Source organism: Bifidobacterium pseudolongum subsp. pseudolongum DSM 20099, assembly GCF_000771225.1.
Taxonomy (GTDB): Bacteria; Actinomycetota; Actinomycetes; order Actinomycetales; family Bifidobacteriaceae; genus Bifidobacterium; species Bifidobacterium pseudolongum.
On sequence record NZ_JDTZ01000010.1, the window covers coordinates 14,389 to 36,358 of the forward strand.

At 63.5% G+C, this 21,970-nt stretch carries 19 protein-coding genes and 1 pseudogene; 19 read left to right on the top strand and 1 reads right to left on the bottom strand.

Annotated features, from left to right (window positions below):
- Positions 1-107 precede the first annotated feature (107 nt).
- The 6 genes from OU02_RS06545 to OU02_RS06570 all read left to right on the top strand — a co-directional run bounded on the left by OU02_RS06545 (position 108) and on the right by OU02_RS06570 (position 8,678).
- On the top strand, positions 108-1,583 hold the full coding sequence (locus tag OU02_RS06545) for a SpaA isopeptide-forming pilin-related protein (protein WP_033489474.1): 1,476 nt from the start codon (positions 108-110) through the stop codon (positions 1,581-1,583).
- Positions 1,584-1,980: 397 nt separating this feature from the next.
- The gene (locus tag OU02_RS06550; protein ID WP_238552019.1) at positions 1,981-2,535 is read left to right on the top strand and encodes a transposase; all 555 of its coding nucleotides are present in this window, start codon (positions 1,981-1,983) and stop codon (positions 2,533-2,535) included.
- A 10-nt stretch (positions 2,536-2,545) separates the two neighbouring features.
- Complete coding sequence (locus OU02_RS06555) at positions 2,546-3,364, top strand: fumarylacetoacetate hydrolase family protein (RefSeq protein ID WP_033489475.1); 819 nt, start codon at positions 2,546-2,548, stop codon at positions 3,362-3,364.
- Positions 3,365-3,838: 474 nt separating this feature from the next.
- The gene (gene clpB, locus OU02_RS06560) at positions 3,839-6,520 is read left to right on the top strand and encodes an ATP-dependent chaperone ClpB (protein ID WP_033489476.1); all 2,682 of its coding nucleotides are present in this window, start codon (positions 3,839-3,841) and stop codon (positions 6,518-6,520) included.
- A 118-nt stretch (positions 6,521-6,638) separates the two neighbouring features.
- Positions 6,639-8,024, top strand: coding sequence for an HAD family hydrolase (locus OU02_RS06565; RefSeq protein ID WP_033489477.1), 1,386 nt, complete (start codon positions 6,639-6,641; stop codon positions 8,022-8,024).
- A gap of 33 nt (positions 8,025-8,057) precedes the next feature.
- Positions 8,058-8,678, top strand: a complete 621-nt coding sequence (locus OU02_RS06570; RefSeq protein ID WP_033489559.1) for a type I phosphoribosyltransferase — start codon at positions 8,058-8,060, stop codon at positions 8,676-8,678.
- A gap of 118 nt (positions 8,679-8,796) precedes the next feature.
- Here the strand turns inward: OU02_RS06570 and OU02_RS06575 are convergent, their stop codons facing one another.
- The gene (locus tag OU02_RS06575) at positions 8,797-9,612 is read right to left on the bottom strand and encodes a PDDEXK family nuclease (RefSeq protein WP_051918322.1); all 816 of its coding nucleotides are present in this window, start codon (positions 9,610-9,612) and stop codon (positions 8,797-8,799) included.
- 208 nt (positions 9,613-9,820) lie between these two features.
- On the opposite strand from OU02_RS06575, the gene OU02_RS06580 reads away from it, so the two are divergent.
- From OU02_RS06580 to OU02_RS06635, 13 genes and pseudogenes are all read left to right on the top strand, one after another.
- On the top strand, positions 9,821-10,591 hold the full coding sequence (locus OU02_RS06580; RefSeq protein WP_033489478.1) for a TrmH family RNA methyltransferase: 771 nt from the start codon (positions 9,821-9,823) through the stop codon (positions 10,589-10,591).
- 43 nt (positions 10,592-10,634) lie between these two features.
- A pseudogene (locus OU02_RS09140) lies at positions 10,635-10,796 on the top strand (ATP-binding cassette domain-containing protein); the annotation flags it as partial.
- Positions 10,797-10,944: 148 nt separating this feature from the next.
- Positions 10,945-11,388, top strand: coding sequence for an ATP-binding cassette domain-containing protein (locus OU02_RS09145; protein ID WP_274518169.1), 444 nt, complete (start codon positions 10,945-10,947; stop codon positions 11,386-11,388).
- A 143-nt stretch (positions 11,389-11,531) separates the two neighbouring features.
- Positions 11,532-11,924 carry a hypothetical protein gene (locus OU02_RS06590; protein WP_033489479.1) on the top strand — a complete coding sequence of 131 codons (393 nt, stop codon included), beginning with the start codon at positions 11,532-11,534 and terminating at the stop codon, positions 11,922-11,924.
- Positions 11,925-12,020: 96 nt separating this feature from the next.
- A complete protein-coding gene (gene gatC, locus OU02_RS06595; RefSeq protein WP_033489480.1) occupies positions 12,021-12,317 on the top strand; it encodes an Asp-tRNA(Asn)/Glu-tRNA(Gln) amidotransferase subunit GatC in 297 nt (98 codons plus the stop codon).
- 1 nt (position 12,318) lies between these two features.
- A complete protein-coding gene (gene gatA / locus OU02_RS06600; RefSeq protein WP_033489481.1) occupies positions 12,319-13,857 on the top strand; it encodes an Asp-tRNA(Asn)/Glu-tRNA(Gln) amidotransferase subunit GatA in 1,539 nt (512 codons plus the stop codon).
- A gap of 19 nt (positions 13,858-13,876) precedes the next feature.
- Positions 13,877-15,376, top strand: a complete 1,500-nt coding sequence (gene gatB, locus OU02_RS06605) for an Asp-tRNA(Asn)/Glu-tRNA(Gln) amidotransferase subunit GatB (RefSeq protein WP_033489482.1) — start codon at positions 13,877-13,879, stop codon at positions 15,374-15,376.
- 171 nt (positions 15,377-15,547) lie between these two features.
- The gene (locus OU02_RS06610; protein WP_120359761.1) at positions 15,548-16,585 is read left to right on the top strand and encodes a GNAT family N-acetyltransferase; all 1,038 of its coding nucleotides are present in this window, start codon (positions 15,548-15,550) and stop codon (positions 16,583-16,585) included.
- 24 nt (positions 16,586-16,609) lie between these two features.
- Entirely contained in the window at positions 16,610-16,921 is a 312-nt protein-coding gene (locus OU02_RS06615; protein WP_022858892.1) for a DUF2469 domain-containing protein, read from the top strand.
- Between the two features lie 193 nt (positions 16,922-17,114).
- Positions 17,115-18,704, top strand: coding sequence for an NAD(P)/FAD-dependent oxidoreductase (locus OU02_RS06620; RefSeq protein ID WP_033489483.1), 1,590 nt, complete (start codon positions 17,115-17,117; stop codon positions 18,702-18,704).
- A gap of 240 nt (positions 18,705-18,944) precedes the next feature.
- Complete coding sequence (gene rho, locus OU02_RS06625) at positions 18,945-20,843, top strand: transcription termination factor Rho (protein WP_033489484.1); 1,899 nt, start codon at positions 18,945-18,947, stop codon at positions 20,841-20,843.
- Positions 20,844-21,048: 205 nt separating this feature from the next.
- Positions 21,049-21,504 carry an Lrp/AsnC family transcriptional regulator gene (locus OU02_RS06630; protein WP_033489485.1) on the top strand — a complete coding sequence of 152 codons (456 nt, stop codon included), beginning with the start codon at positions 21,049-21,051 and terminating at the stop codon, positions 21,502-21,504.
- A 25-nt stretch (positions 21,505-21,529) separates the two neighbouring features.
- On the top strand, positions 21,530-21,928 hold the full coding sequence (locus tag OU02_RS06635; RefSeq protein ID WP_026643856.1) for a chorismate mutase: 399 nt from the start codon (positions 21,530-21,532) through the stop codon (positions 21,926-21,928).
- The last annotated feature ends 42 nt before the right edge of the window (positions 21,929-21,970 follow it).

A 21,970-nucleotide genomic window follows, 5' to 3' on the forward strand; every position in this document is an offset into this window, starting at 1 on the left:
TGCAATGACTCAATGCAGTGTGAAGGGACGTTGCACGCAATGTTCGGGAGCCGCACGGCTTTCCGCCCACACGGCTCCCGGCGCACACCATAGAGAAGGAAACAACCATGAATCTCAAACGAGTATTCGCAGGTGTCGCCGCAGCCGCGACGATGCTCGGCGGCCTGGCCCTCGGCGCCGCAACCGCCACCGCGGCGGATGCCACGGCCAATACCATCACCATCAATGGTGACGTCAACGGACGTGAGTTCACCGCTTACCTGCTCGGTGAGTACACGAACCCCGTCGTGAGCAACAGCGCCGTGACGTCGGTCGATTTCAATCAGTCCACAGCTTGGAAGAACCCGTCCATCGCGGCAGCCGCGCAGACCGCGGCCGCGGTGGCCCCGGCGACCACGATTCCAGACCAGTACAAGGGCAATGAACTCGCGTGGATCGCTTCGCTGAGCCAGACCGGCGACGCCGCGCGTCTGCGCGCATTCGCTGACGCGTTGCGTGCGGCAACGTCGAAGCCCGCGCCGTCCACCACCGTCACAGGTGCCGATGGAACGGCCGTCATTTCGGGCCTCACCCCCGGTTACTATCTCGTCACTGACGGCGACGGTGCGCCCATCTTGGTCGGCACGAACATCATCGCCGACGGCACCGTCTACACCACGTTGAACGGCGCAACGCTGGCAACCGCCTTCGCGAAGCCCACCCAGCCCACCAAGCCCGGCAAGGAAGTGGACGGCGACACCCAGGGCACCGTTTCTCTGGGCGACGTGCTGACCTATACCATCACCGGCGTGATCCCGGGCAATCCCAGTGGTACTGAACTGAAGATGAAGTTCAAGGATGTGGCTTCCAAGGGCCTGACGCTTCCGTCGACCACGGATGGCTTCGAGGTGAGGATCGGCGGTGCAGTCTACAACGCGTATACGCTGACGCAGACCATCGACGCAAACACCAAGGAGACCACGACCGAGTTCGACCTCGGTGATGTGAAGGCATTCGCCGGCCAGACCGTGACGATCACCTATAACGCGACGGTCAATGAGGATGCGGTGGATAAGGTGAACAACACCGCGTATGTGTACGATCCGTACACCGGCCAGTACGTCGAAGAAGGAACCCCTGTCGAGAACAAGCTGTACTCCTTCGACTTCACCAAGCAGGATGCCGACGGCAACGCGCTTGCAGGCGCTGAGTTCACGATCTCCGGCGATAACATCGATGAGGATTACACCGCCAATGGCGGCGTGACCACCGTCACGTCGGGCACCGACGGCAAGGTGACGTTCAAGGGCCTTGCGGCCGGCGAATATACCGTCCAGGAAACCAAGGTCCCGAACGGTTTCCTGCAGAACGTGAAGCCCGAATTCACCGTCACGATCGACGCGGAAGGCAATGTCACCTTCGGTACGGACGTATGGGGTCTGATGAAGGACGGAGTCGTCAAGAACGTCAAGTCTGTCACCCAGCTGCCGCTCACCGGTGCGGCGGGCATCACGATGCTCATCGTCGTGGCCCTCCTGCTTGGTGGTGCCGCTGCTCTGATCGGCGTGCGTTCCCACAGCCTCAAGCGTCAGCTGACCGCCTGAGACCGGTAATTGGGCGCGGGTCGTCAGGCTCGCGCCCGTCTGCCGCCTTCGTTCCTCGCGGCACTGACTTTCGATCTGCGCCACACGCTTTTATCTCCGGCGTGTCGGTCATGCTCGTCAGATTCGGTCGCCTGTGGACGAAGGCGGGATAGGGGGCTCCCTGCAGGCATCAACGCCGGGGCCCTTTTTCTCATGGTTGCGCGGTTCAGGCCGTATACGCACATGTGCGATGCGCGATATTCGTAACATCATGATTGACATAGTGGGATACAATGGTGAGCTGTCAGCGTCTGACGGCCGCGGGCGTGGGCAAGAGTAGTTGGGTGCCTGCGCTGAGGGGCAGTGCATATACATCATGGCTGAAGAGGCCACGAGTGCTCGTGAGAAGGAGCTTACAATGACGGCTGGCGGGGGTGGGGTGTTCAGCGCCGAAGAGATCGTATACCTGAAAACATTGCCGGCGGTTGCGGACGCCACACGGAATCGCATCATCTATGCCGAGTCATTCAAGGTCGACTGTGTGCTGAGGTACGCACAAGGGGAATCGCCGGTCCAACTATTCCGCGAGGCGGGTTTGGACCCATCGCTCATTGGATACAAGCGCATCGAATGTGCCATCGCACGGTGGCGCCGGCAGATGAATGTGGCAGTGACACCCGTGAAACGGACTCATGCCCGCCGTACCCATGCCGACGCAGCCAATCCACTCAGTGTCGCAGGTGGCGCCACTTCGTTTGTGACACAGCCGGTTGACGCGCGCGGCGATATTCGGGATGTGCTGATTGCGCAGCAAGTGCGACGCATCGATGAGCTGGAGCGTCAAGTGGATGCGCTGTCGCGCCGACTGCAATATTGTTCGGCACAGCACGATGCCGTTGGGGAACCCGGCGCTGAGGTGCCGGCTGCAGGCGGCTCCGACTCCATGGGCGCTTCTGACGGAACCGGAGCGTAGACTGGGGCACATGAGACTCGCACGTTTTTCCCAGGATGACACGCCCCGATACGCGTTTGTGCAGACCGACGAGGCGGACGGCAATGATTATCTCGTGGTGCTCGACGGCTACCCGCTCGCCGGGCAGGTCAGCCCGACCGGCGAGCGCATTCCGCTCGACGCGGACGGCGTGCGCCTGCTCTCCCCGGTGATTCCCTCGAAGGTGTATGGGCTGGCCAAGAACTACGAGGCGCATGCCCAATACATGTATGAGCATGGGCAGTCCACGGTGGAGCACGCGCCTGAAGAGATGGTGATCTTCATGAAGCCCTCGACGTCGGTGATCGGCCCCGACGACCCGATTGTGTACCCGCCGTGCTCGCGCGACATGAATTTCGAGCCGGAGGTGGCCGTGGTGATTGGCCGCATCGCCAAGAACGTGCCGGTCGAGCGCGCGATGGATTACGTGCTCGGCTTCACCTGCGTCAACGACGTGACCCTGCGTGACCTGCAGCAGGGCGATCCGATGTGGACGCGCGCGAAGGGCTTCGACACCTCGTGCCCGCTCGGCCCATGGCTCGTGACGAAGGATGAGTTCGATTGGCGCGACGCGGCGATCTCGTTCTCGCTCAACGGCGAGGTGGTCGACAAGGCGAGCGGCACAACCGCGAACCTGATCCACGACATCCCTTCGCAGATCGCGTTCATCTCGAGCTTCTCCACATTGCTGCCCGGCGACGTGATCCTGACCGGCACCCCGGACGCTTCCGGAAACCTTGTGCCCGGTGATGAAGCCGTGGTGCATGTGGAAGGCATCGGCGACTTGCGCAACGTCGTCGTCCGCGGCTGAGCCATTCCGCCATTCCCGCCGGCATTGTCATATCTGCGACCATATTCGCCATATCGGTGGCCCGTCGCACCCTATCCGCTGCAGGCGGGGCGCCCATCCGGCGATATTCGCTGTTTTGGTCAGTGTATTCGCTGTTTTGGTCACAAATCGGCCTAATTCGTGACCAAAACAGCGAATACACTGACCAAAACAGCGAACACAGTGCCCGGCATCCATACGCCTCCTTGACGCGTGCTGTGCCGCTCTCCGGCTGAGCGCTGAAAACCAGTCTCCTCCCAACATCGCGCGCCACAATGGGCTGTAGATGGTCGATTGCGAAGCACATCATCATCATTTTCAAAACTTGAGCGAGATTCACTCAAGTTTTGGGAATACATGATCTGGATCGTTGGTTGACTATATCAGACAAACGAAGCCGCCGGCTCCGCGTGCGCAGCAGCAGCGCGAGACCGGCGTGCACTGATGGAGGATGATATGGAACAAAAATTCACAACACTGGCTCAGGAGGCCTTGGGCGACGCGATTCAGAGCGCTTCGGCGGCCGGTAACCCGCAGGTGGACCCGCTCCACCTGCTCGACGCACTGCTGCGTCAGGAAAACGGTGTGATTCGCGGCCTCGTCGAGCAATGCGGCGCGAACGCACAGCAAATCGGCGCCGCCGTGCGCAACGCCCTCGTCGCGCTGCCGAGCGCTTCGGGTTCGTCGACCGCGCAGCCGCAGGCAAGTCGCCAGCTCACGCAGGCAATCGCTGCCGCCGAGAAGGCGATGAAAGAGATGGGTGACGAATACGTCTCCACCGAGCATCTGCTGCTCGGCATCGCCGAAGCCACACCGAACGAGGCCGCGAAGATCCTGAACACCAACGGCGTGACCGCCGACAAGATCCGCGAGGCGATCCCGCAGGTGCGCGGCGGCGCCAAGGTGACAAGCCCAGACGCCGAGGCCTCGTACAAGGCGCTCGAGAAGTTCTCGACCGACCTGACCGCGCGTGCGCGCGACGGCAAACTCGACCCGGTGATCGGCCGTGACCAGGAGATCCGCCGTGTGATCCAGATCCTGAGCCGCCGTACCAAGAACAACCCGGTGCTGATCGGCGAGCCAGGCGTGGGCAAGACCGCCGTCGTGGAGGGCCTCGCCGAGCGCATCGTGGCCGGCGACGTGCCGAGCACACTGCAGAACAAGCGCCTGATCAGCCTCGACCTGGGGTCCATGGTGGCCGGCTCCAAGTACCGCGGCGAATTCGAGGAACGCCTCAAGAGCGTGCTCGACGAGATCCGCAAGTCCGACGGGCAGATCATCACGTTCATCGACGAGATCCACACGATTGTGGGCGCCGGTGCGGCGGAAGGCTCGATGGACGCCGGCAACATGCTCAAGCCGATGCTGGCCCGTGGCGAACTGCGCCTGATCGGCGCGACGACGCTCGACGAATACCGTGAGAACATTGAAAAGGACCCGGCGCTCGAACGCCGCTTCCAGCAGGTGTTCGTGGGCGAACCGAGCGTGGAGGACACGATCGCGATCCTGCGCGGCCTCAAGCAGCGCTACGAAGCACACCACAAGGTCACGATCGGCGACGACGCGCTCGTCGCGGCCGCGACTCTCTCGAACCGCTACATCACCGGCCGCCAGTTGCCCGACAAGGCGATCGACCTCGTCGACGAAGCCGCGGCGCACCTGCGCATGGAGCTCGATTCGCAGCCTGAGGAGATCGACGAACTGCAGCGCAAGGTCACGCGCCTCGAAATGGAGGAGATGCAGCTCAAGAAGGCCGAGGACCCGGCCTCCAAGGAGCGCCTCGCCAAACTGCAGTCCGAACTCGCCGACAGCCGTGAGCAGCTCGCGGGCCTCAAGGCCCGTTGGGACGCCGAAAAGGCGGGCCACAACAAGGTGGGCGACCTGCGCGCCAAGCTCGACGAAAAGCGCGTGGAAGCCGACAAGGCCACCCGCGAGGGCGATCTGGCGCGGGCCAGCCGCATCCTCTACGGTGAGATCCCCGCAATACAGAAAGAGCTTGCCGCGGCCGAAAGCGAAGCCGAAAAGGAAGCCGAGTTCGCGCACCAAAGCGAACCGATGGTCCCCGACCATGTGGACGCCGATTCGGTGGCCGGCATCGTCTCCGAATGGACCGGCGTGCCGGTGGGACGCCTGATGCAGGGCGAGAACGAGAAGCTGCTCAACATGGAGGAGTACCTCAACAAGCGTGTGATCGGCCAGCCGGAAGCCGTGCAGGCGGTCTCCGACGCCGTGCGCCGTTCGCGCGCCGGCATCTCCGACCCGAACCGCCCGACCGGATCGTTCCTGTTCATGGGCCCGACCGGCGTGGGCAAGACCGAGCTCGCCAAGGCGCTCGCCGACTTCCTGTTCGACGACGAGAAGGCCATGGTGCGCATCGACATGAGCGAATACATGGACAAGTCGTCCGTGTCCCGCCTGATCGGCGCCGCGCCCGGCTACGTCGGATATGAGGAGGGTGGCCAGCTCACCGAAGCCGTGCGCCGCCGCCCGTACTCGGTCGTGCTGTTCGACGAGGTGGAGAAGGCGAACCCCGAGGTCTTCGACATCCTGCTGCAGGTGCTCGACGACGGCCGCCTGACCGATGGACAGGGCCGCACCGTGGACTTCAAGAACACGATCCTGATCATGACGTCGAACCTCGGCTCGCAGTATCTGGTCAACCCGGACCTGAGCGAACAGGAGAAGCGCGACGCGGTCATGAACGCGGTGCACACGCAGTTCCGCCCGGAATTCGTGAACCGCCTCGACGAGCTCGTCATCTTCCACCCGCTCACCCGGCAGGAGCTTGGCAAGATCGTCGACCTGCAGGTCAAGCAGGTCGCCTCGCGCCTGACCGACCGCCGCATCACGCTCGACGTGACCGAAGCAGCGCGCGAATGGCTCGCCGACACCGGCTACGACCCGGCGTACGGCGCCCGCCCGCTGCGCCGCCTCGTGCAGACCGAGGTGGGCGACCAGCTGGCGCGCATGCTGCTCGCCGGCAAGGTCAAGGACGGCGAGACCGTGCTCGTCGACCATACAGGCGGCGATCACCTCGAGCTTTCGGTGCACGAGATCAACCCGATGGACGGCGACACCAACCCGCTCGACACGGAAGTCAAGATTGACGGCCATGCCGACGCAAACGGCACCAAGTAACCCCCGGGAGTGATCCCATCCTCGCGAACTGCGCAGGCGCGTCACCGCACGCACCTGCGCAGTTCGCATATGGTCGCGTACAGTAGTCACTGTCCGTTATCAACATTGGGGGAGACCCATGAGTCTGAATCTGTTCATCGCAGTGGCGTGCGGGGTCGCGGCAATACTGCTGACTGTAGCGACGGTCCGCTTCTTCTTCAGCGCGCGGCAGCCGCAGACGCAGGCCGCCTTCACAGACCAGCCGGCCGACGCGCACGCGAGCGCCGGTGACACGCTGCGCACCCGCCGTTCGGACAACCGCGAAAGCATCGAGCTGCTGACTCGCCAGCTGGTGGTGAGCGCCATACTGACGTTGCTCGTGCTGCTGCCGGCGCTTGTGCGCGCGCTGTACCCCAACGCTGTGCCCGACTGGATGGTCGACCCGTGGGTGCAGGCGATCATCATCACGCCGGTCATGTTCTATGGCGGCGCGCCGATCCATATCGACGGCTGGGACGCGCTGCTGCGTCGAATGCCGAACATGAACTCCCTCGCGTCGATCGGCACCATCGCCGCATACGCCTACGGCATACTTGTGTGCCTGTTTGAGGATGCGCTGCCGCAGGCGATGCGCGAACCGTATTTCGACGTGACCGGCGTAATCGTCACACTCGTGCTGTTCGCGCGCTGGGCGGTGGACATGTGGCTGCCGCGGCGCCCCGCGTCACCATTGCAGGAGCGCGTGGACCGCGTCTCGCGCGTATGGGTGCCGATCACGATCCTGATCGCCCTGTGGACCTTCGTCTGCTGGCTCATCTTCGGCCCGCAGCCGTCGTTCACGCGCGCGCTGCTCATGGGCATCAGCGTGCTGATCATCGCATGCCCGGCGGCGCTCGGCTGGGCGGCGCCGCTGTCTGTGGGCGCGGCGCTCGACGACGCGCAGCGCTACGGCCTGACCGTGCGCACCACAAGCGCGCTGCAGCAGGCGAAAGACACCAGTGCGGTGCTCGTGGCGCGCGAGTTTGCGCCGAGCGCCGAGCAGGCCATCGCGCAGCTGAGCGGCACCGGCGTGTCGGTCGCTAAGGTTGATGCGCGGCGCACCGACGAGGCGGTGCATGCGCTCGTCGAACGCCGTGCCAATGGCGCGACCGTCATGTTCGTCGGCGATGGCAGTGAGGATGTGCGCGTGCGCGATGCGGCGAACATCGCCATCGCGTGCGTCGCGCTCGACAACCTGGAAGCCGCGCCGGTCCACGCTGATGTGATCGCCGCGCCGACCGACTTCGCGTGCGCGCTCAAGCTGATTCGCCTGTCGAAGGCGACCGTGCGCAACATCCGCGAAAACCTGTGGTGGGCGTTCATCTTCAATTTGGTGGGCATTCCGCTCGCCGCCGGCGTGCTCTACCCGTTCACGGGCTGGGTGCTCAACCCCATGCTCGCGTGCGTGGCGATGATTCTCTCATCGATCTGCGTGGTGCTCAACGCCGTGCGTCTGCGCCACTGCAAGCTCGACGGCGCATGGTGAGTTTTGACAAGCGGCAACGGTACGCTGGGCACCATGAGTGAGGACACAGAATTCCGCAAGACGGGGAGCGCCGCGCCCAACTTCGCGATGATGGAACCGCGCGACCAGCTCAAGACGCTGCTGCGCGAGCATATGCACGACAAGCCGTTCTCGGAGCTCGCGCCGGTGACCTTTGACCACCGTGGCGCCGCGCTGATCGGGCACATCATGCTCGACACGCTGGAAGAGCAGGGGTATTCGATCGAGGACTTCGACGCGGTGGGGGCGCTGACGGCGGCCGCTGTGCCGATGGTGTGTTCACTCATACATGCCGCCGCCTCGCGCGGCGAGGATCTGGACGGGTTTGTGATGGACTTCGTGTACCCGGCGATCAAAGGCCCGTCGATTGCCGGCAAGCGTGTGATCCTCGTCGATTCATGGCTTTCCGAAAAATCGTATGTGCAGACCTCGTCGCTCGTGACGTTGCGCAACGGCAACGAGTTGAGCCTCGACTTCGGCATCGTCGACGCGCAGGGCGCGACCGTGGTGGCCGTGGCCGCGCTGATTGGCGGCGTCGACATGGAAGAGCCGACGCTCAAGATCACCGACCCTGTGACCGGCGACGCACATGAGACGCCGTTCGTGGAGGTCTTCCACGAATCGGACCTACACTAGGCCTCCGCGCACTTTTTCTGCCCTGACGAAAAAGTGCGCGGCCAATGAGGGGCTATGGCCAAAAGTGCGAACTGGGGCTTCCACTTTTTTCGGCGCGTCGAAAAAAGTGGAAGAGCCCCTACCTCACCACTTTCTTCAATCCCATCAAATGATGTTGCTGCACAACAGTGCCATGGATAATATCCAGTAATTGTGCTGGGTTTCGGAAATCTTCCACTGTGACGTAGATGATCTGCCAGCCTCTTTTCATTAATTCATTATGTTTGTTCATGTCCCTGCGCATCTGATCCACGTTGGCATGGTATGCACCCTGATACTCAAAGGCGATTTTGAGATCCGGGTATGAGATGTCGAGATAGCACGCCCTACCCTCGAGTTGCACGCGGAAGTTGGCCACGGGTTTTCCGAATCCATGACGGATGAGGAACTCCGCAAGCAGGGCCTCCTGAGGTGAGTCGGTGTTCTCGATGAGGAACGGGATGGCCTCCATGCATTTCCTCTTGCCATGAAACCCCTTGAGGACTGTTGCATATTCGATGATGTCGTCCAACGTACTCACCTTTCGTTTTCTGTCTCGGCACGTGAAGTTGGCGGCAATCATGATCAAGGTGGTCAGTGGGCAGTGTTGGGCCATCTGCGCCCAGCACACTTCCGGCCGCACAACCTCAAATCCGTCCTCCATATAGGTGAGGAGCGGGCCGCTCCACAGATGTGCATTTACGCCTTGTGTATGAGGCCTCTCGTCACGTTGCTGCGCGCTGACATGGAGCGAGAGCGGCTCCATCGTGCTGTTGGGGGCCGGGCTCCCCCAATACTCGACGGCGGTGCGGTGTGAAAAGACCGGGGTGTGCTTCATGTGGGGAAGCACCAGCTTTATCTTGCTCCGGATGTGTGAATGCAGTCGGTGTGCGTCGTCTCTCATGAACGATTCCATATTGGGCTCCTTCCAAGGGGTAAAGGGCCAATGTATGGGTGCCGTCATGGCTGAGGCAATCTGAACAGGCATATGTGGTCGGACGGTCCGCGCACTTTTTCTACCCTGACGAAAAAGTGCGCGGCCAATGAGGGGCTATGGCCAAAAAGTGCGAACTGGGGCTTCCACTTTTTTCGGCGCGTCGAAAAAAGTGGGTAAGCTGGGGCCCATGCATGAGCCGAATCCAATCGATATCGCAGCCAAAGCCTCCGGTGAGCCCCTATTCCGCGAGGTCGGCGTAGGGCCATGGGAGCAGGCCCACCCCGGCGAACCGCGCCCGGACGATCCGCGCTTCGATCCAGACCTGCTCGATGAAGGCGACCGCCGCAATGTGCTCGACCGTTACCGGTACTGGACGGTCGAGGCGATCAAGGCCGATCTTGACGCGCGCGGCAGACACCCATTCGAGGTGGCGGTGGAGAACTGGACCCATGACTTCAACATTGGCTCCATGGTGCGCACGGCGAACGCGTTCACCGCGAACCGCGTGCACATCGTGGGCCCGCACAAATGGAACCGCAAAGGCGCGCTGATGACCGAGCTCTACCAGCACGTCGTCAACCACCCTTCGATCCAGGACCTCGTGGACGACTGGCATACGCGCATCGCCGCCGAGCGTGCAGATGCCGAGCGGCGCATCGCCGAGCTTGAACTGGCGCCGGGCGACCGGCTCGAACAGGCCCGGCACGAGCTGCGCATGGCGCAGCACGCCAAGATCATCGCGCTCGACATCGTGCCCGGAGCGGTGCCGATCGAGACCTATGATTTTCCCGAACGCTGCCTCATGCTCTTTGGGGCGGAAGGCCCTGGCCTGTCGCAGAAAGCCATCGACCTAGCGGATGACGTGGTGTACATCAGCCAGTTCGGTTCGGTGCGCTCGATCAACGCGGGGGCCGCGGCCGCCGTCTCGATGCACGCGTGGATCAGCCAGCACGCGTGAACGAGGGTATGCACAGCCCCGCGCCCACTGGTAGCCTTGCTGAATGATTGAGATACGGGGCGTTACCAAGACATTCGGCTCCAACCGCGTGCTGGACGATGTGAGCTTCGTAGCCGCGAACGGCACGGTCACCGGATTCCTGGGGTCCAATGGCACCGGCAAGTCCACCACGATGCGCGTGCTGCTCGGCCTGATCACGCCCAACCGTGGCACCGCGCTCATCGACGGCGTGCCGTACACGCGGCAGGCGAGCCCGATGAGCCAAATGCGCGCTGTGCAACCGTTCCGCTTATTCGTACCTGCGCTCGCTCGCCTACACGAACAACATCGCGCGCGTTCGTGTCGACGAAGTCATGGACCTGACCGGACTCGCCAGTGTGCAGAAGACCAAGGCGGGCAAATTCTCGCTCGGCATGGGCCAGCGCCTCGCAATCGCCGCGGTGCTGTTGGGGAATCCGAGGAACCTCGTGCTCGACGAGCCGGTGAACGGCCTCGACGCCGAAGGTGTGAAGTGGGTGCGCGACCTGTGCCGCAACTGCGTGGCAGATGGGCGCGCGGTGCTGCTCAGCTCGCCCTTGATGAACGAAGTGGCGCTCACCGCGGACAATCTGGTGATCATCGGCGAAGCCCGCATCCTACGCACCGGTACCGTGGCTGGTTTTGTGAAGGAACATTCGCGCCACCTGCTGTCGGTCGCCACGCCGGACGCGGAGAAGATGCGTGCGATGTTCGCCGGATCGACACGTACCAATTCGTGCGCCAGCAGGTCTCGCTCGAACAGGCGTACATGGAACTGACCCACGGGCATGCGCGCTATGTGGCGGCGCAGCCGCGGAACGGAGGTGTGCGATGAGCTCTGCGCAGATGGCAACCCAGCCGGCCGCCATGCCGTGCGCCGGGCCGTGCATGCATGGACCTTCGGCGGGTCGGTGCGTTCGGAATGGTGCAAGATGTGGAGCGCCTGTCCACGTATGTGCTGCTTGTGCTGTGGGTGGTGTTCTTCGCCGTCAACAGCCTCATGATCGGCTGGCTCCTGGGCGTCATGGCCATGACGAGCGAATATTCGAGTCAATCCATCATCACATCGCTCACCGTGAACCCGCGGCGCGTGATGTTCATGAACACGAAGGCGCTTGTATTGGTCCTGGTCACTTTCCTCGCCTCGTTCGTAGGCGTGCTGGTGGCGTGGGGCTGCGCGTGGCTCATGGTGCATGGCGCGTTTTCGTCCGGCGCGCAATCGTTCTCCAACAACATGGCTGCTGTCGAGATGGTCGGGTCAACCCGGCCGTTCCAGCCCACGTGGGGTTGGGTCGGTGCGATCCTCATGGCGTGACCATGGCCATCTAGGCGGCCGGCGTGGCTGTGACCGCCAAGCGGGACGTCAAGTAGCATACGGGCCTCGTCACATTTGGTTCGTATAGTAAGAGGCATGACAACATTCACACGCGAAGAAATTATCCATCTGGGTGATCTGGCTCGCATTGCGCTCACCGACGAGGAAATCACTCGTATGCAGAGCGAGCTCAATGTGATCGCCGACGCCATCGACTCCGTGCAGGAAGCCGCCACCGCGGACGTGGAGCCGACTGCCAACCCCGTTCCGCTCGAGACATACCTGCGCCCGGACGTGCCGGTCACGCCGTTGCCGCAATCCGAAGTGCTGGCTGCCGCGCCCGCCACCGCCGACGGCATGTTCGTGGCGCCGCAGATCCTGGGGGAGGAGTGACATGACCGATACCACTGAACTCGTCAAACTGTCCGCCGTGCAGATGGCGGAGAAACTGCGCGCCAAGGAGATCACGAGCCGTGACCTCGTCTCCGCGCAGCTCGACGTGATCGACGCCGCAGAGCCGTCGATCAAGGCGTTCCTGACCGTTTCAGGCGAAGCCGCCCTGGAGCAGGCGGACGCGTTTGACAATCTGCCTGACAGCGAGAAGGCCGAACTGCCCGAACTCGCCGGCGTGCCGATCGCGATCAAAGACATGATCGTGACGAAGGGCATCCAGACGACGGCCGCCTCGCGCATCCTTGAAGGCTGGATCCCGCCCTACGACGCGACCGTGATCGAAAAGCTCAAGGCCGCGCACATGCCGCTGCTCGGCAAGACGAACCTCGACGAGTTCGCGCAGGGCTCGTCGACCGAGCATTCCGCATACCAGAACACATGCAACCCGTGGGACGTCGAGCGTGTGCCCGGCGGCTCGGGTGGCGGTTCGGCCGCGGCTGTCAGCGCCTTCGAGGCCCCGCTTGCCCTCGGCACGGACACCGGCGGCTCGATTCGCCAGCCGGGCGCGCTGACCGGCACGGTCGGCGTCAAGCCGACGTACGGCGGTGTCTCGCGTTTCGGCGCGATCGCCATGGCCTCGTCGCTCGACCAGATCGGCCCTGTGACGCGCACCGTGCTCGATTCCGCGCTGCTGCAGGAGATCATCGGCGGGCATGACAAGCGTGACTCGACGTCGATCCCCGAAGGCCCGCGCCCGATGGTCGCCGCCGCGCGCGAAGGCCAGCGCCGCGACCTCAAGGGCCTCAAGGTGGGTCTGGTGAAGGAGCTCAACGGCGAAGGCTTCCAGCCGGGTGTCGAAGCGCGCTTCCATGAGGCGGTCGACATGCTCACCGCCATGGGCGCCGAGGTCGTGGAGGTCTCGTGCCCGAACTTCAAGTATTCGCTCGGCGCGTACTACATCATCATGCCGTCCGAAGTCAGCTCGAACCTGGCGCGCTATGACGGCATGCGCTACGGCCTGCGCGTCATGCCGCCGGAAGACGTGGCGCAGACGGCCGCGAACATGATGGCGTACACGCGCGAGGCCGGTTTCGGCGACGAGGTCAAGCGCCGCATCATCCTCGGCACCTACGCGCTTTCGGCCGGCTATTACGACGCATGGTACGGCTCCGCGCAGAAGGTGCGCACACTGATCATCGACGACTTCAAGAAGGCCTTCGAACAGGCCGACGTGCTCGTCTCCCCGACGAGCCCGACGACCGCGTTCAAGTTCGGCGAGAAGATGGACGACCCGCTGGCCATGTACATGAACGACATCGCCACGATTCCAGCCAACCTCGCCGGCGTGCCCGCCATGAGCATCCCCGCAGGCCTGTCCGACGACGGCCTGCCGGTCGGCTTCCAGTTCATCGCGCCGCAGCAGCGCGACGAAGTGATGTACAAGCCGGCGGCGGCGCTCGAAGCCGCGCTCGAGGAGCGCTGGGGCGCGCCGATCTGGAGCTCGCTCAAGACGCCGTGGCTCGATGGACTGAACAAGTGAAGGTGGCAGGAAAGTAATTATGGCTGAACAACTCATGAAGTATTCCGAGGCCGTCAAGAAGTTCGATCCGGTCATCGGTCTGGAAACGCATGTCGAGCTGAGCACGAACACCAAGCTGTTCTGTCCGGCCCCGATCTCGTTCGGCGCGGAGCCGAACACCGAGCTGACCCCGGTCAGCCTCGGCCTGCCGGGGTCGCTGCCGGTGATCAACGAGGCTGCGGTGGATTACGCGATCAAGCTCGGTCTTGCGCTGCACTGCCAGATCAACGAGTGGAGCCAGTTCTCGCGCAAGAACTACTTCTACCCGGACATGCCGCGCGATTACCAGATCTCGCAGTACGACAAGCCGACGAACGGCGAAGGCTACCTCGACGTGGAGCTTGAGGACGGCACCGTGTTCCGCGTGCCGATCGAGCGCGCGCACATCGAGGACGACGCCGGCAAGAACACGCACGTCGGCGGCGCCGACGGCCGCATCGAGGGTGCCGACCATTCGCTCGTCGACTACAACCGCGCGGGTGTGCCGCTCATCGAGATTGTGACGAAGCCGATCGAGGGCGCCGGCGACCGCGCGCCGGAGATCGCCGGCGCGTACATGCGCGCGATCCGCGACATCGTGCGCGCGCTCAACATCTCGCACGCGCGCATGGAACAGGGCAACATGCGCGCCGACGTCAATGTCTCGCTGCGCCGCAACCCGTCCGATCCGTTCGGCACGCGTTCGGAGACGAAGAACGTCAACTCGTTCCGCGGCATCGAACGCACGATCCAGTACGAGATCCGCCGTCAGGCCGCGATCCTCGACAAGGGCGGCGAGATCCTGCAGGAGACGCGCCACTGGGACGAGGCCTCGCAGGCCACCGCCGGCGGCCGTGTGAAGTCCGACGCCGACGACTACCGCTACTTCCCGGATCCGGATCTGGTCATGCTGCACATCACGCCCGAACATGTGGACGAGATCCGCAAGCAGATGCCGGAGATGCCGCGTGAGCGCCGCAATCGCCTCAAGGGCGAGTGGAACTTCAGCGACATCGAGATGCGCGACGTGGTCAACGCCGACGCGCTTGACCTGATCGAGGAGACCGTCAAGCTCGGCGCCACGCCGGCCGGCGCCAAGAAATGGTGGCTCGGCGAGCTGTCGCGCGAAGCCAACGCGAAGGGCGTGGCCCTCGAGGAGCTTGACATCACGCCGCAGGCTGTGGCCGATGTGGAGCGCCTGATCGCGGAAGGCAAGCTCAACGACAAGCTGGCCAAGCAGACCGTGGCGTTCGTGCTCAAGGGCGAAGGCACGCCGGAGCAGGTCGTGGAGGCCCATGGCTTCAAGGTCGTCTCCGACGATGGGGCGCTGCAGGCCGCCGTGCAGGAGGCGCTCGACGCGAACCCGGATGTGGTGGAGAAGCTCAAGGGTGGCAACATGAAGCCGATGGGCGCCATCATCGGCGCGGTCATGCGCGCCACGAAGGGCCAGGCGGACGCCAAGGCCGTCACGAAGATCGTCATGGAGAAGATCAAGGGCTGAGCGCGCGTGCGCGTGACCGCCTGACTGTGTGCCTGCCCGGGGCCGTGCGCCCTGGGCAGGCACACCTGTTTTTTTTGGCGTATATCCGGCGTTTGTTCGACGACCTCTTAGCATACAATGGAAAGATTGGAGGATGTGGGATTCTCTGATGACAGGATTAAAGGAATGATCATGGTTGAGACAGACGACCGTCTGCAGGGGGAACAGGACCGCCCGCGGGAGCTGCCCGCGCGCATTGACATACCCGATATCAGAGGGGAAATGGTGTATCTGCGCCCTGCCACGCAGCAGGACCTGGAGAAGATGGACGCCATAGACGCATACGTGAACGCCTCGGGGCTCACCGGCAAGGACCGCGTGGCCGAGCGCGCCGCCGTGCACGCGTGGGTGCTGCGTTCGGAGGCCTGGGCCAACGGCACCGACGCCGGCAGCGGCATCGACGACCCCGAACAGCGCCGCACAATCGCGTGGTCGTTGATGACCACGCCCGACGACTGCGAAAGCGAGACGGTCGACGCGCAGAGCGCGACCGAGTTCCTCGGCATGATCTTCCTCATCGACATTGACGGCTGGGCGCGTTCGGCGCGCATCCAGGTGATCCTGGGCAAGGATTACCGCGGGCGCGGCTATTCGCGCGACGCGATGCCGCGCGTCATGACGTACGGGTTCGCCGAACCGCCGGAGGGCTTGGGGCTGCACCGCATCTGGGTGGCGGTGCCCGAAAAGAACACGCGGTCATACTCCGTCTACCAGTCGCTCGGCTTCGTGCCGTCGGGCGTCTCGCGCCACGCACTGTGGGACAACCGCCTCGGCAAATACCAGGACCTCAACGTGCTCGACACGCTCGACGACGAATTCGATCCGGTGCGCGCGATGGACGCGTTCGGCATGCACGTCATCACGTCGAACCCGGGCATGGAGAAGGCGCTTTCGCAGCATGAGCACACGCTCGCGATCCGCAAGCAGCAGCTGCTCGCCGAATCCGGCGCCGTCATGGAGCCGGACGCGCAGGGCGACACAACAGACAAGGCGGGGATCGGCGAGCGCATGCGCTCCGATTCCGAGCGCATCGCGCAGGACGCGGTCGAATCGGAGAACACGTGGCCGTACAATTCGGCGGAGCGCAACACGTCGAAGAAGGCGTGGTGGCGCACGTTGGGCCACGACCGCATGAAGCGCCGCGCGCACACCGACGCCGACGACCAGTGAGAGCAAGGACACCAAAAGGACACCATGAGCGCAGAAGACCTCGACAACTATGAGACGAACGCCGAACTCGCGTTGTACAAGGAATACCGCGACGTGATCAAGCTGTTCACCTACGTCGTGGAGACCGAGCGGCGGTTCTATCTGGCGAACAAAGTGGATTTCAACGTGCGTTCGGCAGGGCAGGACGTGTATTTCGACGTGCGCCTGACCGACGCATGGGTGTGGGACGTGTACCGTTCCAGCCGCTTCGTCAAGAACGTGCGCATCGTCACGTTCAAGGACGTGAACGTGGAGGAAGTACAGAAAAGCGACATCGACATTCCCGAAGGAATGTGAATCCGTCAGCCTACACCGAACTGGCTGGGACCAATGGTCATGCCACGCCTTACAATCGTAAGGTGAAATCCAACGATGCGCCGTCTTGTGTGGCGTTTTCAAGCCAGGTTCGCCGGCAATCCCCGCAAATCACCATGGTGTCCATGACCATAGGCCGCCGGCGGCCACTGTGAACCTAAAGGAGTGCAACAGCGTGTCTGAGAAGGAATCCGTAGTCATCATCGGCGGCGGCCCCGCCGGGCTGACTGCCGCTTGGGAACTGATCAAGGATGGGGGCGCCGCGCGCTACGACGTGACGGTGCTCGAGGAAAGCCAGGAGTTCGGCGGCATCGCGCGCACCGTACGCCACAACGGCAACCGCATGGACATCGGCGGCCACCGTTTCTTCTCGAAAGACGACCGCATCATGCAGTGGTGGGCGCAGACGCTGCCGCTGCAGGGCGCGCCGTCGTACGACGACAAGAAACTGGGACGCAGCCATGAGCTCGAACCGGGTGGGCCGGACCCGGAGAAGACCGACAAGGTGATGCTCAAGCGGCACCGTGTCTCGCGCATCTTCTGGAACAAGCATTTCTTCGACTATCCGATCTCGCTCTCCGCGTCCACGCTCAAGGCGATGGGCCCGCGCATCACGGTGGAAGCCGGGTTCTCGTACCTCAAGTCCGTGTTCCACAAGCTGCCGGAAGACAACTTGGAGAACTTCTACATCAACCGCTTCGGCCGCAAGCTCTACTCGATGTTCTTCGAGGGATACACCGAGAAGCTGTGGGGACGCCACCCCTCCGAGATCTCGGCGGATTGGGGCTCGCAGCGCGTCAAGGGCCTGAGCATCATGGGCGTGCTGAAGAACGCCGTGCAGAAGCTGCTGCCGAAGAAGCGCAGCAACGCCGAAGTGGAGACGTCGCTCATCGAGGAGTTCTGGTACCCCAAGCTCGGCCCCGGCCAGCTGTGGGAGACCGTCGAACAGAACTGCGTGGACGCGGGTGTGACCGTGCTCACCGGCGCCAAGGTGGTGGCGATCCACCGCGAGAACGGCGCGATCTCCTCGGTCGACTACGAAGACGCCGAAGGCAAGCGCACCACACTCAAGGCCGACCAGTTCATCTCGTCGATGCCGGTGAAGGACCTTGTGGAAGCGCTCGACACCGAGCAGGACCCGGCGCCGCGGGACATGGTGGCCGTGGCCAAGGGCCTGCCATACCGCGACTTCGTGACGGTGGGCATCCTCGTCAAGCGCCTCAAGCTCAAGAACACGACCGACATCCCCACGCTTGGCAACCCGCCGATCGTGCCGGACTGCTGGATCTACGTGCAGGACCCGGGCTACAAGGTGGGGCGCCTGCAGATCTTCAACAACTGGAGCCCCTACCTCGTCAAGGACGTCGACGACACCGTGTGGATCGGCCTCGAATACTTCTGCGAGGAAGGCGACGACTTCTGGAACATGACCGACGAGGAGGCCACGCGCTTCGCCATCAAGGAGCTCACCCGCATGGGTGTGATCAACGGCGCCCACGAAGTGCTCGATGCACACCGCGAACGTGTCAAGAAGGCCTACCCGGCCTATTTCGACACCTACGACCAGATGCCGGAACTCGTGGAGTACCTCGATTCCTTCGGCAACCTGTATTGTGTGGGCCGCAATGGCCAGCACCGGTACAACAACATGGACCATTCGATGGCCACCGCCATCGAAGCGGTGGGCAACATCAAGGAACACCGGACCTCGAAGCGGAACGTGTGGTCCGTCAACACTGAAAAGTCCTACCACGAATCCAAATGAACTCATGACTCGGCGGCCGGCGGCGCGGGGCCTCCATGGGGAGGAAGGCCCCGCACGCCGCTCGCACGGCGGGCATAGCGCGCCGTACAGTCGCCGTTCCGTTGTACAGTAGGGGAATGTCCGGCGGAACAATGCCGGACATTCCCCAAATTGACGACGGCATCGTCTGATGCTTGTTCGTACAACTCTTTGCTCAGCCATGGCGATCTCCATGCATGGCCAAAGAAAGGCACAACTCAATTGGCAACAACCTCAAACCTAGACGAGATGAAACTCCCGGAGCTCAAAGAGCTGGCCAAGCAACTGGGCCTGCGGGGCGTCTCCACCATGCGCAAGGGCGATTTGATTGCAACGCTGCAGGCCGCCCGCAGTGGCGGCGAAGCCCCGGCCGGAGTGACCGTGCGCGCCCCCAAGGCCGCGAGCGCCGCCGCCCCGGCCACTCCAAAGCAGGAACAGCCTGCGCCGGCCGCCACACAGAAGGCCAAGGAGCAGGCTTCCGCACCGGAACCGGCTCAAGAAGAGGCCCCGGCCCCACAGAGCAACATGGAGATGAAGGTCACTGCGCGCCGCGTGCGCAAGCGCCGCGGCACGAATGCGCCGGCCGCCGACCACGCCGATGACGCCGCAGCGAACAAGGCCGCCGACGACCTGCTCAGCACGCTCGACCTGCACGGCGACGCCCAGAAACCGAACCGCCGCAACACCGACGCCCGCCTGCGCCGCGGCCGCCACGCCGCCGACGTGGACGAGCAGCCGCGCCACCGCCGTGCCGAACAGCGCGAGGTGCCGCAGGACCTCGACGAGATCCTCGACTCGCTGCCCGTGCACAAGCACGCCGACCACGAATCCTCGAACACGCGTGGCGAGGCGCAGCGCCGCGGCCGCAACCGTGCGAACAACGAGCGCAACGAGCGCGGCAACGAGCGCGACAACAATCGCCGCAACAAGAACCGTGACAACGACAAGCGCGACGAACAGCCCGCGGACCTGGTGCCTGTGGCCGGCATCGTCGACGTGCTCGATTCGTACGCGTTCATCCGCACATCCGGCTATCTGCCCGGCCCCAACGACGTGTATGTCTCGATGGGGCAGATCAAGAAGTACGGCCTGCGCAAGGGCGACGCCGTCAAAGGCTCGATCCGCACGCCGCACGAAGGCGACCGCCGCAACCAGCGCCAGAAGTTCGTGCCGCTGCAGTCGATCGACTCGATCAACGGCATGAGCGTTGAGGAGGCTTCGCGCCGCCCGCAGTTCAGCAAGCTCACGCCGCTCTACCCGAATGAGCGCCTGCGCCAGGAAACGACGCCGAACCGTCTGACCGGCCGCCTGATCGACATCGTCGCGCCGATCGGCAAAGGACAGCGTGGTCTGATCGTCTCGCCACCGAAGGCAGGCAAGACGATCACTTTGCAGAACATCGCGAACGCGATCGCCACGAACAACCCCGAAGTGTATCTGATGGTCGTGCTCGTGGACGAACGCCCCGAAGAGGTCACCGACATGGAGCGCACCGTGCAGGGCGAGGTCATTTCGTCGACCTTCGACCGCCCGGCCTCCGACCACACGACGGTGGCCGAACTCGCGATCGAACGCGCCAAGCGCCTTGTGGAACTGGGGCAGGACGTGGTTGTGCTGCTCGATTCGATGACGCGCCTGGCCCGCGCCTACAACATCGCGGCGCCGGCTTCGGGCCGTATCCTTTCGGGTGGTGTGGACGCGCAGGCGCTCTACCCGCCGAAGAAGTTCTTCGGCGCCGCCCGCAACATCGAAAACGGCGGTTCGCTCACGATCATCTCGTCGGCGCTTGTGGAGACCGGCTCGAAGATGGACGAAGTGATCTTCGAGGAGTTCAAGGGCACCGGCAACATGGAGCTGCGCCTGAGCCGCGAGCTCGCCGACAAGCGCATGTTCCCGGCTGTCGACATCAACGCTTCGGGTACGCGCCGCGAAGAGCTGATCACCGACCCGCAAGAACTGCCGGTGATCTACCGCCTGCGCCGTCTGCTCGGCGGCCTCGAGCCCGAGCAGGCGTACCAGACGCTCGTGCCGCGCCTCAAGAAGACGATGACGAACCACGACTTCTTCAGTGCGCTCGTCCAGCAGGGCGGCGGTGCGATCAACGGCAACACCGACCACTGATCCGCACCCACGCACGGCATATGGGGGCGCTTCCCGTGCTGTACGGGAAGCGCCCCCCATATGCATGTCGGTGCGACACATCGCGCGCATGTGCCGCGCGCTTTTGGGCGATTGGCGTATCGGCCCATGGCGTAGGGCGGCGTGCCCGCACGCGCCTATTGTGGAAAGAAGACTTGACGAAGTCATTCTGGAAGGCGTGTGAACAATGACGGACCATGAAACCGATGCATGTGTGCTAGACAGCAAAGACCGCATCATCCTCGATTCCCTTGAACACGATGGCCGCATGACGCTCGCGCAACTTGCCGCCGCAACCTCACTTTCCGTGTCAGCCACACAGTCGCGCGTGCAGAAACTCGAGCACAAGGGCGTCATCACCGGCTACAAGGCGATTCTCGACCACGAGAAAAGTGGACAGCCGGTGAGCGCATATATCTCGCTCACCCCGCTCGACTATGCTGAGGCGCCGGTGATCCCTGAAAAACTGCGCGACGTGGACGGCATCATCTCGTGCGACGCGGTCTCCGGCTCATCGAACTACCTGCTGATGGTGCGCGTGGCGTCGACGCGGGAACTCGAAACGCTGCTCAACACCATCCATGAAGCGGTGCCGGTCAGCACCGACACGACGATGGTGTTACGCCGTTATTTCGCGAAGTGAACCCCGCCGCGGTATGCTCAACACCATGACTACTGAACACCATGAACCATGCGCGGACGGCGAAACGGTCATCGATTCCGAAGGCGACTGGCGCGACGCCGAAACCAAGCAGATCGTGCAGCGCATCGAAGTGCTGCGCCAATCCATCGACAACATTGACATGGCCATAGTGGCGTTGCTCGCCGAACGGTTCAAAGCCACGACGCAAGTGGGGGTGCTCAAGGCCGAAGCCGGGTTCGCCCCAGCCGACTACACGCGCGAGGAATACCAGATCGACCGCCTGCAGCGGATCGCGCAAGGCGCCGGCCTCGACCCGCAGATCGCGCTCATGTACAAGGAATTCGTGGTGACCGAAGCCAAGAAACGCCACAAGCGCATCGCGGACGCCGGCGACGACCCAGGTGTGCTCGACATCTTCGCCTGAACTCACCCATCGATATCAAGAGACACGAACGGAGACCACACC

Coding starts and splice junctions, on each gene's coding strand:
- OU02_RS06545 (WP_033489474.1), top strand. CDS start 108: ATGAATCTCAAACGAGTATTCGCAGGTGTCGCCGCAGCCGCGACGATG.
- OU02_RS06550 (WP_238552019.1), top strand. CDS start 1,981: ATGACGGCTGGCGGGGGTGGGGTGTTCAGCGCCGAAGAGATCGTATAC.
- OU02_RS06555 (WP_033489475.1), top strand. CDS start 2,546: ATGAGACTCGCACGTTTTTCCCAGGATGACACGCCCCGATACGCGTTT.
- clpB (WP_033489476.1), top strand. CDS start 3,839: ATGGAACAAAAATTCACAACACTGGCTCAGGAGGCCTTGGGCGACGCG.
- OU02_RS06565 (WP_033489477.1), top strand. CDS start 6,639: ATGAGTCTGAATCTGTTCATCGCAGTGGCGTGCGGGGTCGCGGCAATA.
- OU02_RS06570 (WP_033489559.1), top strand. CDS start 8,058: ATGAGTGAGGACACAGAATTCCGCAAGACGGGGAGCGCCGCGCCCAAC.
- OU02_RS06575 (WP_051918322.1), bottom strand. CDS start 9,612: ATGGAATCGTTCATGAGAGACGACGCACACCGACTGCATTCACACATC.
- OU02_RS06580 (WP_033489478.1), top strand. CDS start 9,821: ATGCATGAGCCGAATCCAATCGATATCGCAGCCAAAGCCTCCGGTGAG.
- OU02_RS09145 (WP_274518169.1), top strand. CDS start 10,945: ATGGACCTGACCGGACTCGCCAGTGTGCAGAAGACCAAGGCGGGCAAA.
- OU02_RS06590 (WP_033489479.1), top strand. CDS start 11,532: ATGGTGCAAGATGTGGAGCGCCTGTCCACGTATGTGCTGCTTGTGCTG.
- gatC (WP_033489480.1), top strand. CDS start 12,021: ATGACAACATTCACACGCGAAGAAATTATCCATCTGGGTGATCTGGCT.
- gatA (WP_033489481.1), top strand. CDS start 12,319: ATGACCGATACCACTGAACTCGTCAAACTGTCCGCCGTGCAGATGGCG.
- gatB (WP_033489482.1), top strand. CDS start 13,877: ATGGCTGAACAACTCATGAAGTATTCCGAGGCCGTCAAGAAGTTCGAT.
- OU02_RS06610 (WP_120359761.1), top strand. CDS start 15,548: ATGGTTGAGACAGACGACCGTCTGCAGGGGGAACAGGACCGCCCGCGG.
- OU02_RS06615 (WP_022858892.1), top strand. CDS start 16,610: ATGAGCGCAGAAGACCTCGACAACTATGAGACGAACGCCGAACTCGCG.
- OU02_RS06630 (WP_033489485.1), top strand. CDS start 21,049: ATGACGGACCATGAAACCGATGCATGTGTGCTAGACAGCAAAGACCGC.
- OU02_RS06635 (WP_026643856.1), top strand. CDS start 21,530: ATGACTACTGAACACCATGAACCATGCGCGGACGGCGAAACGGTCATC.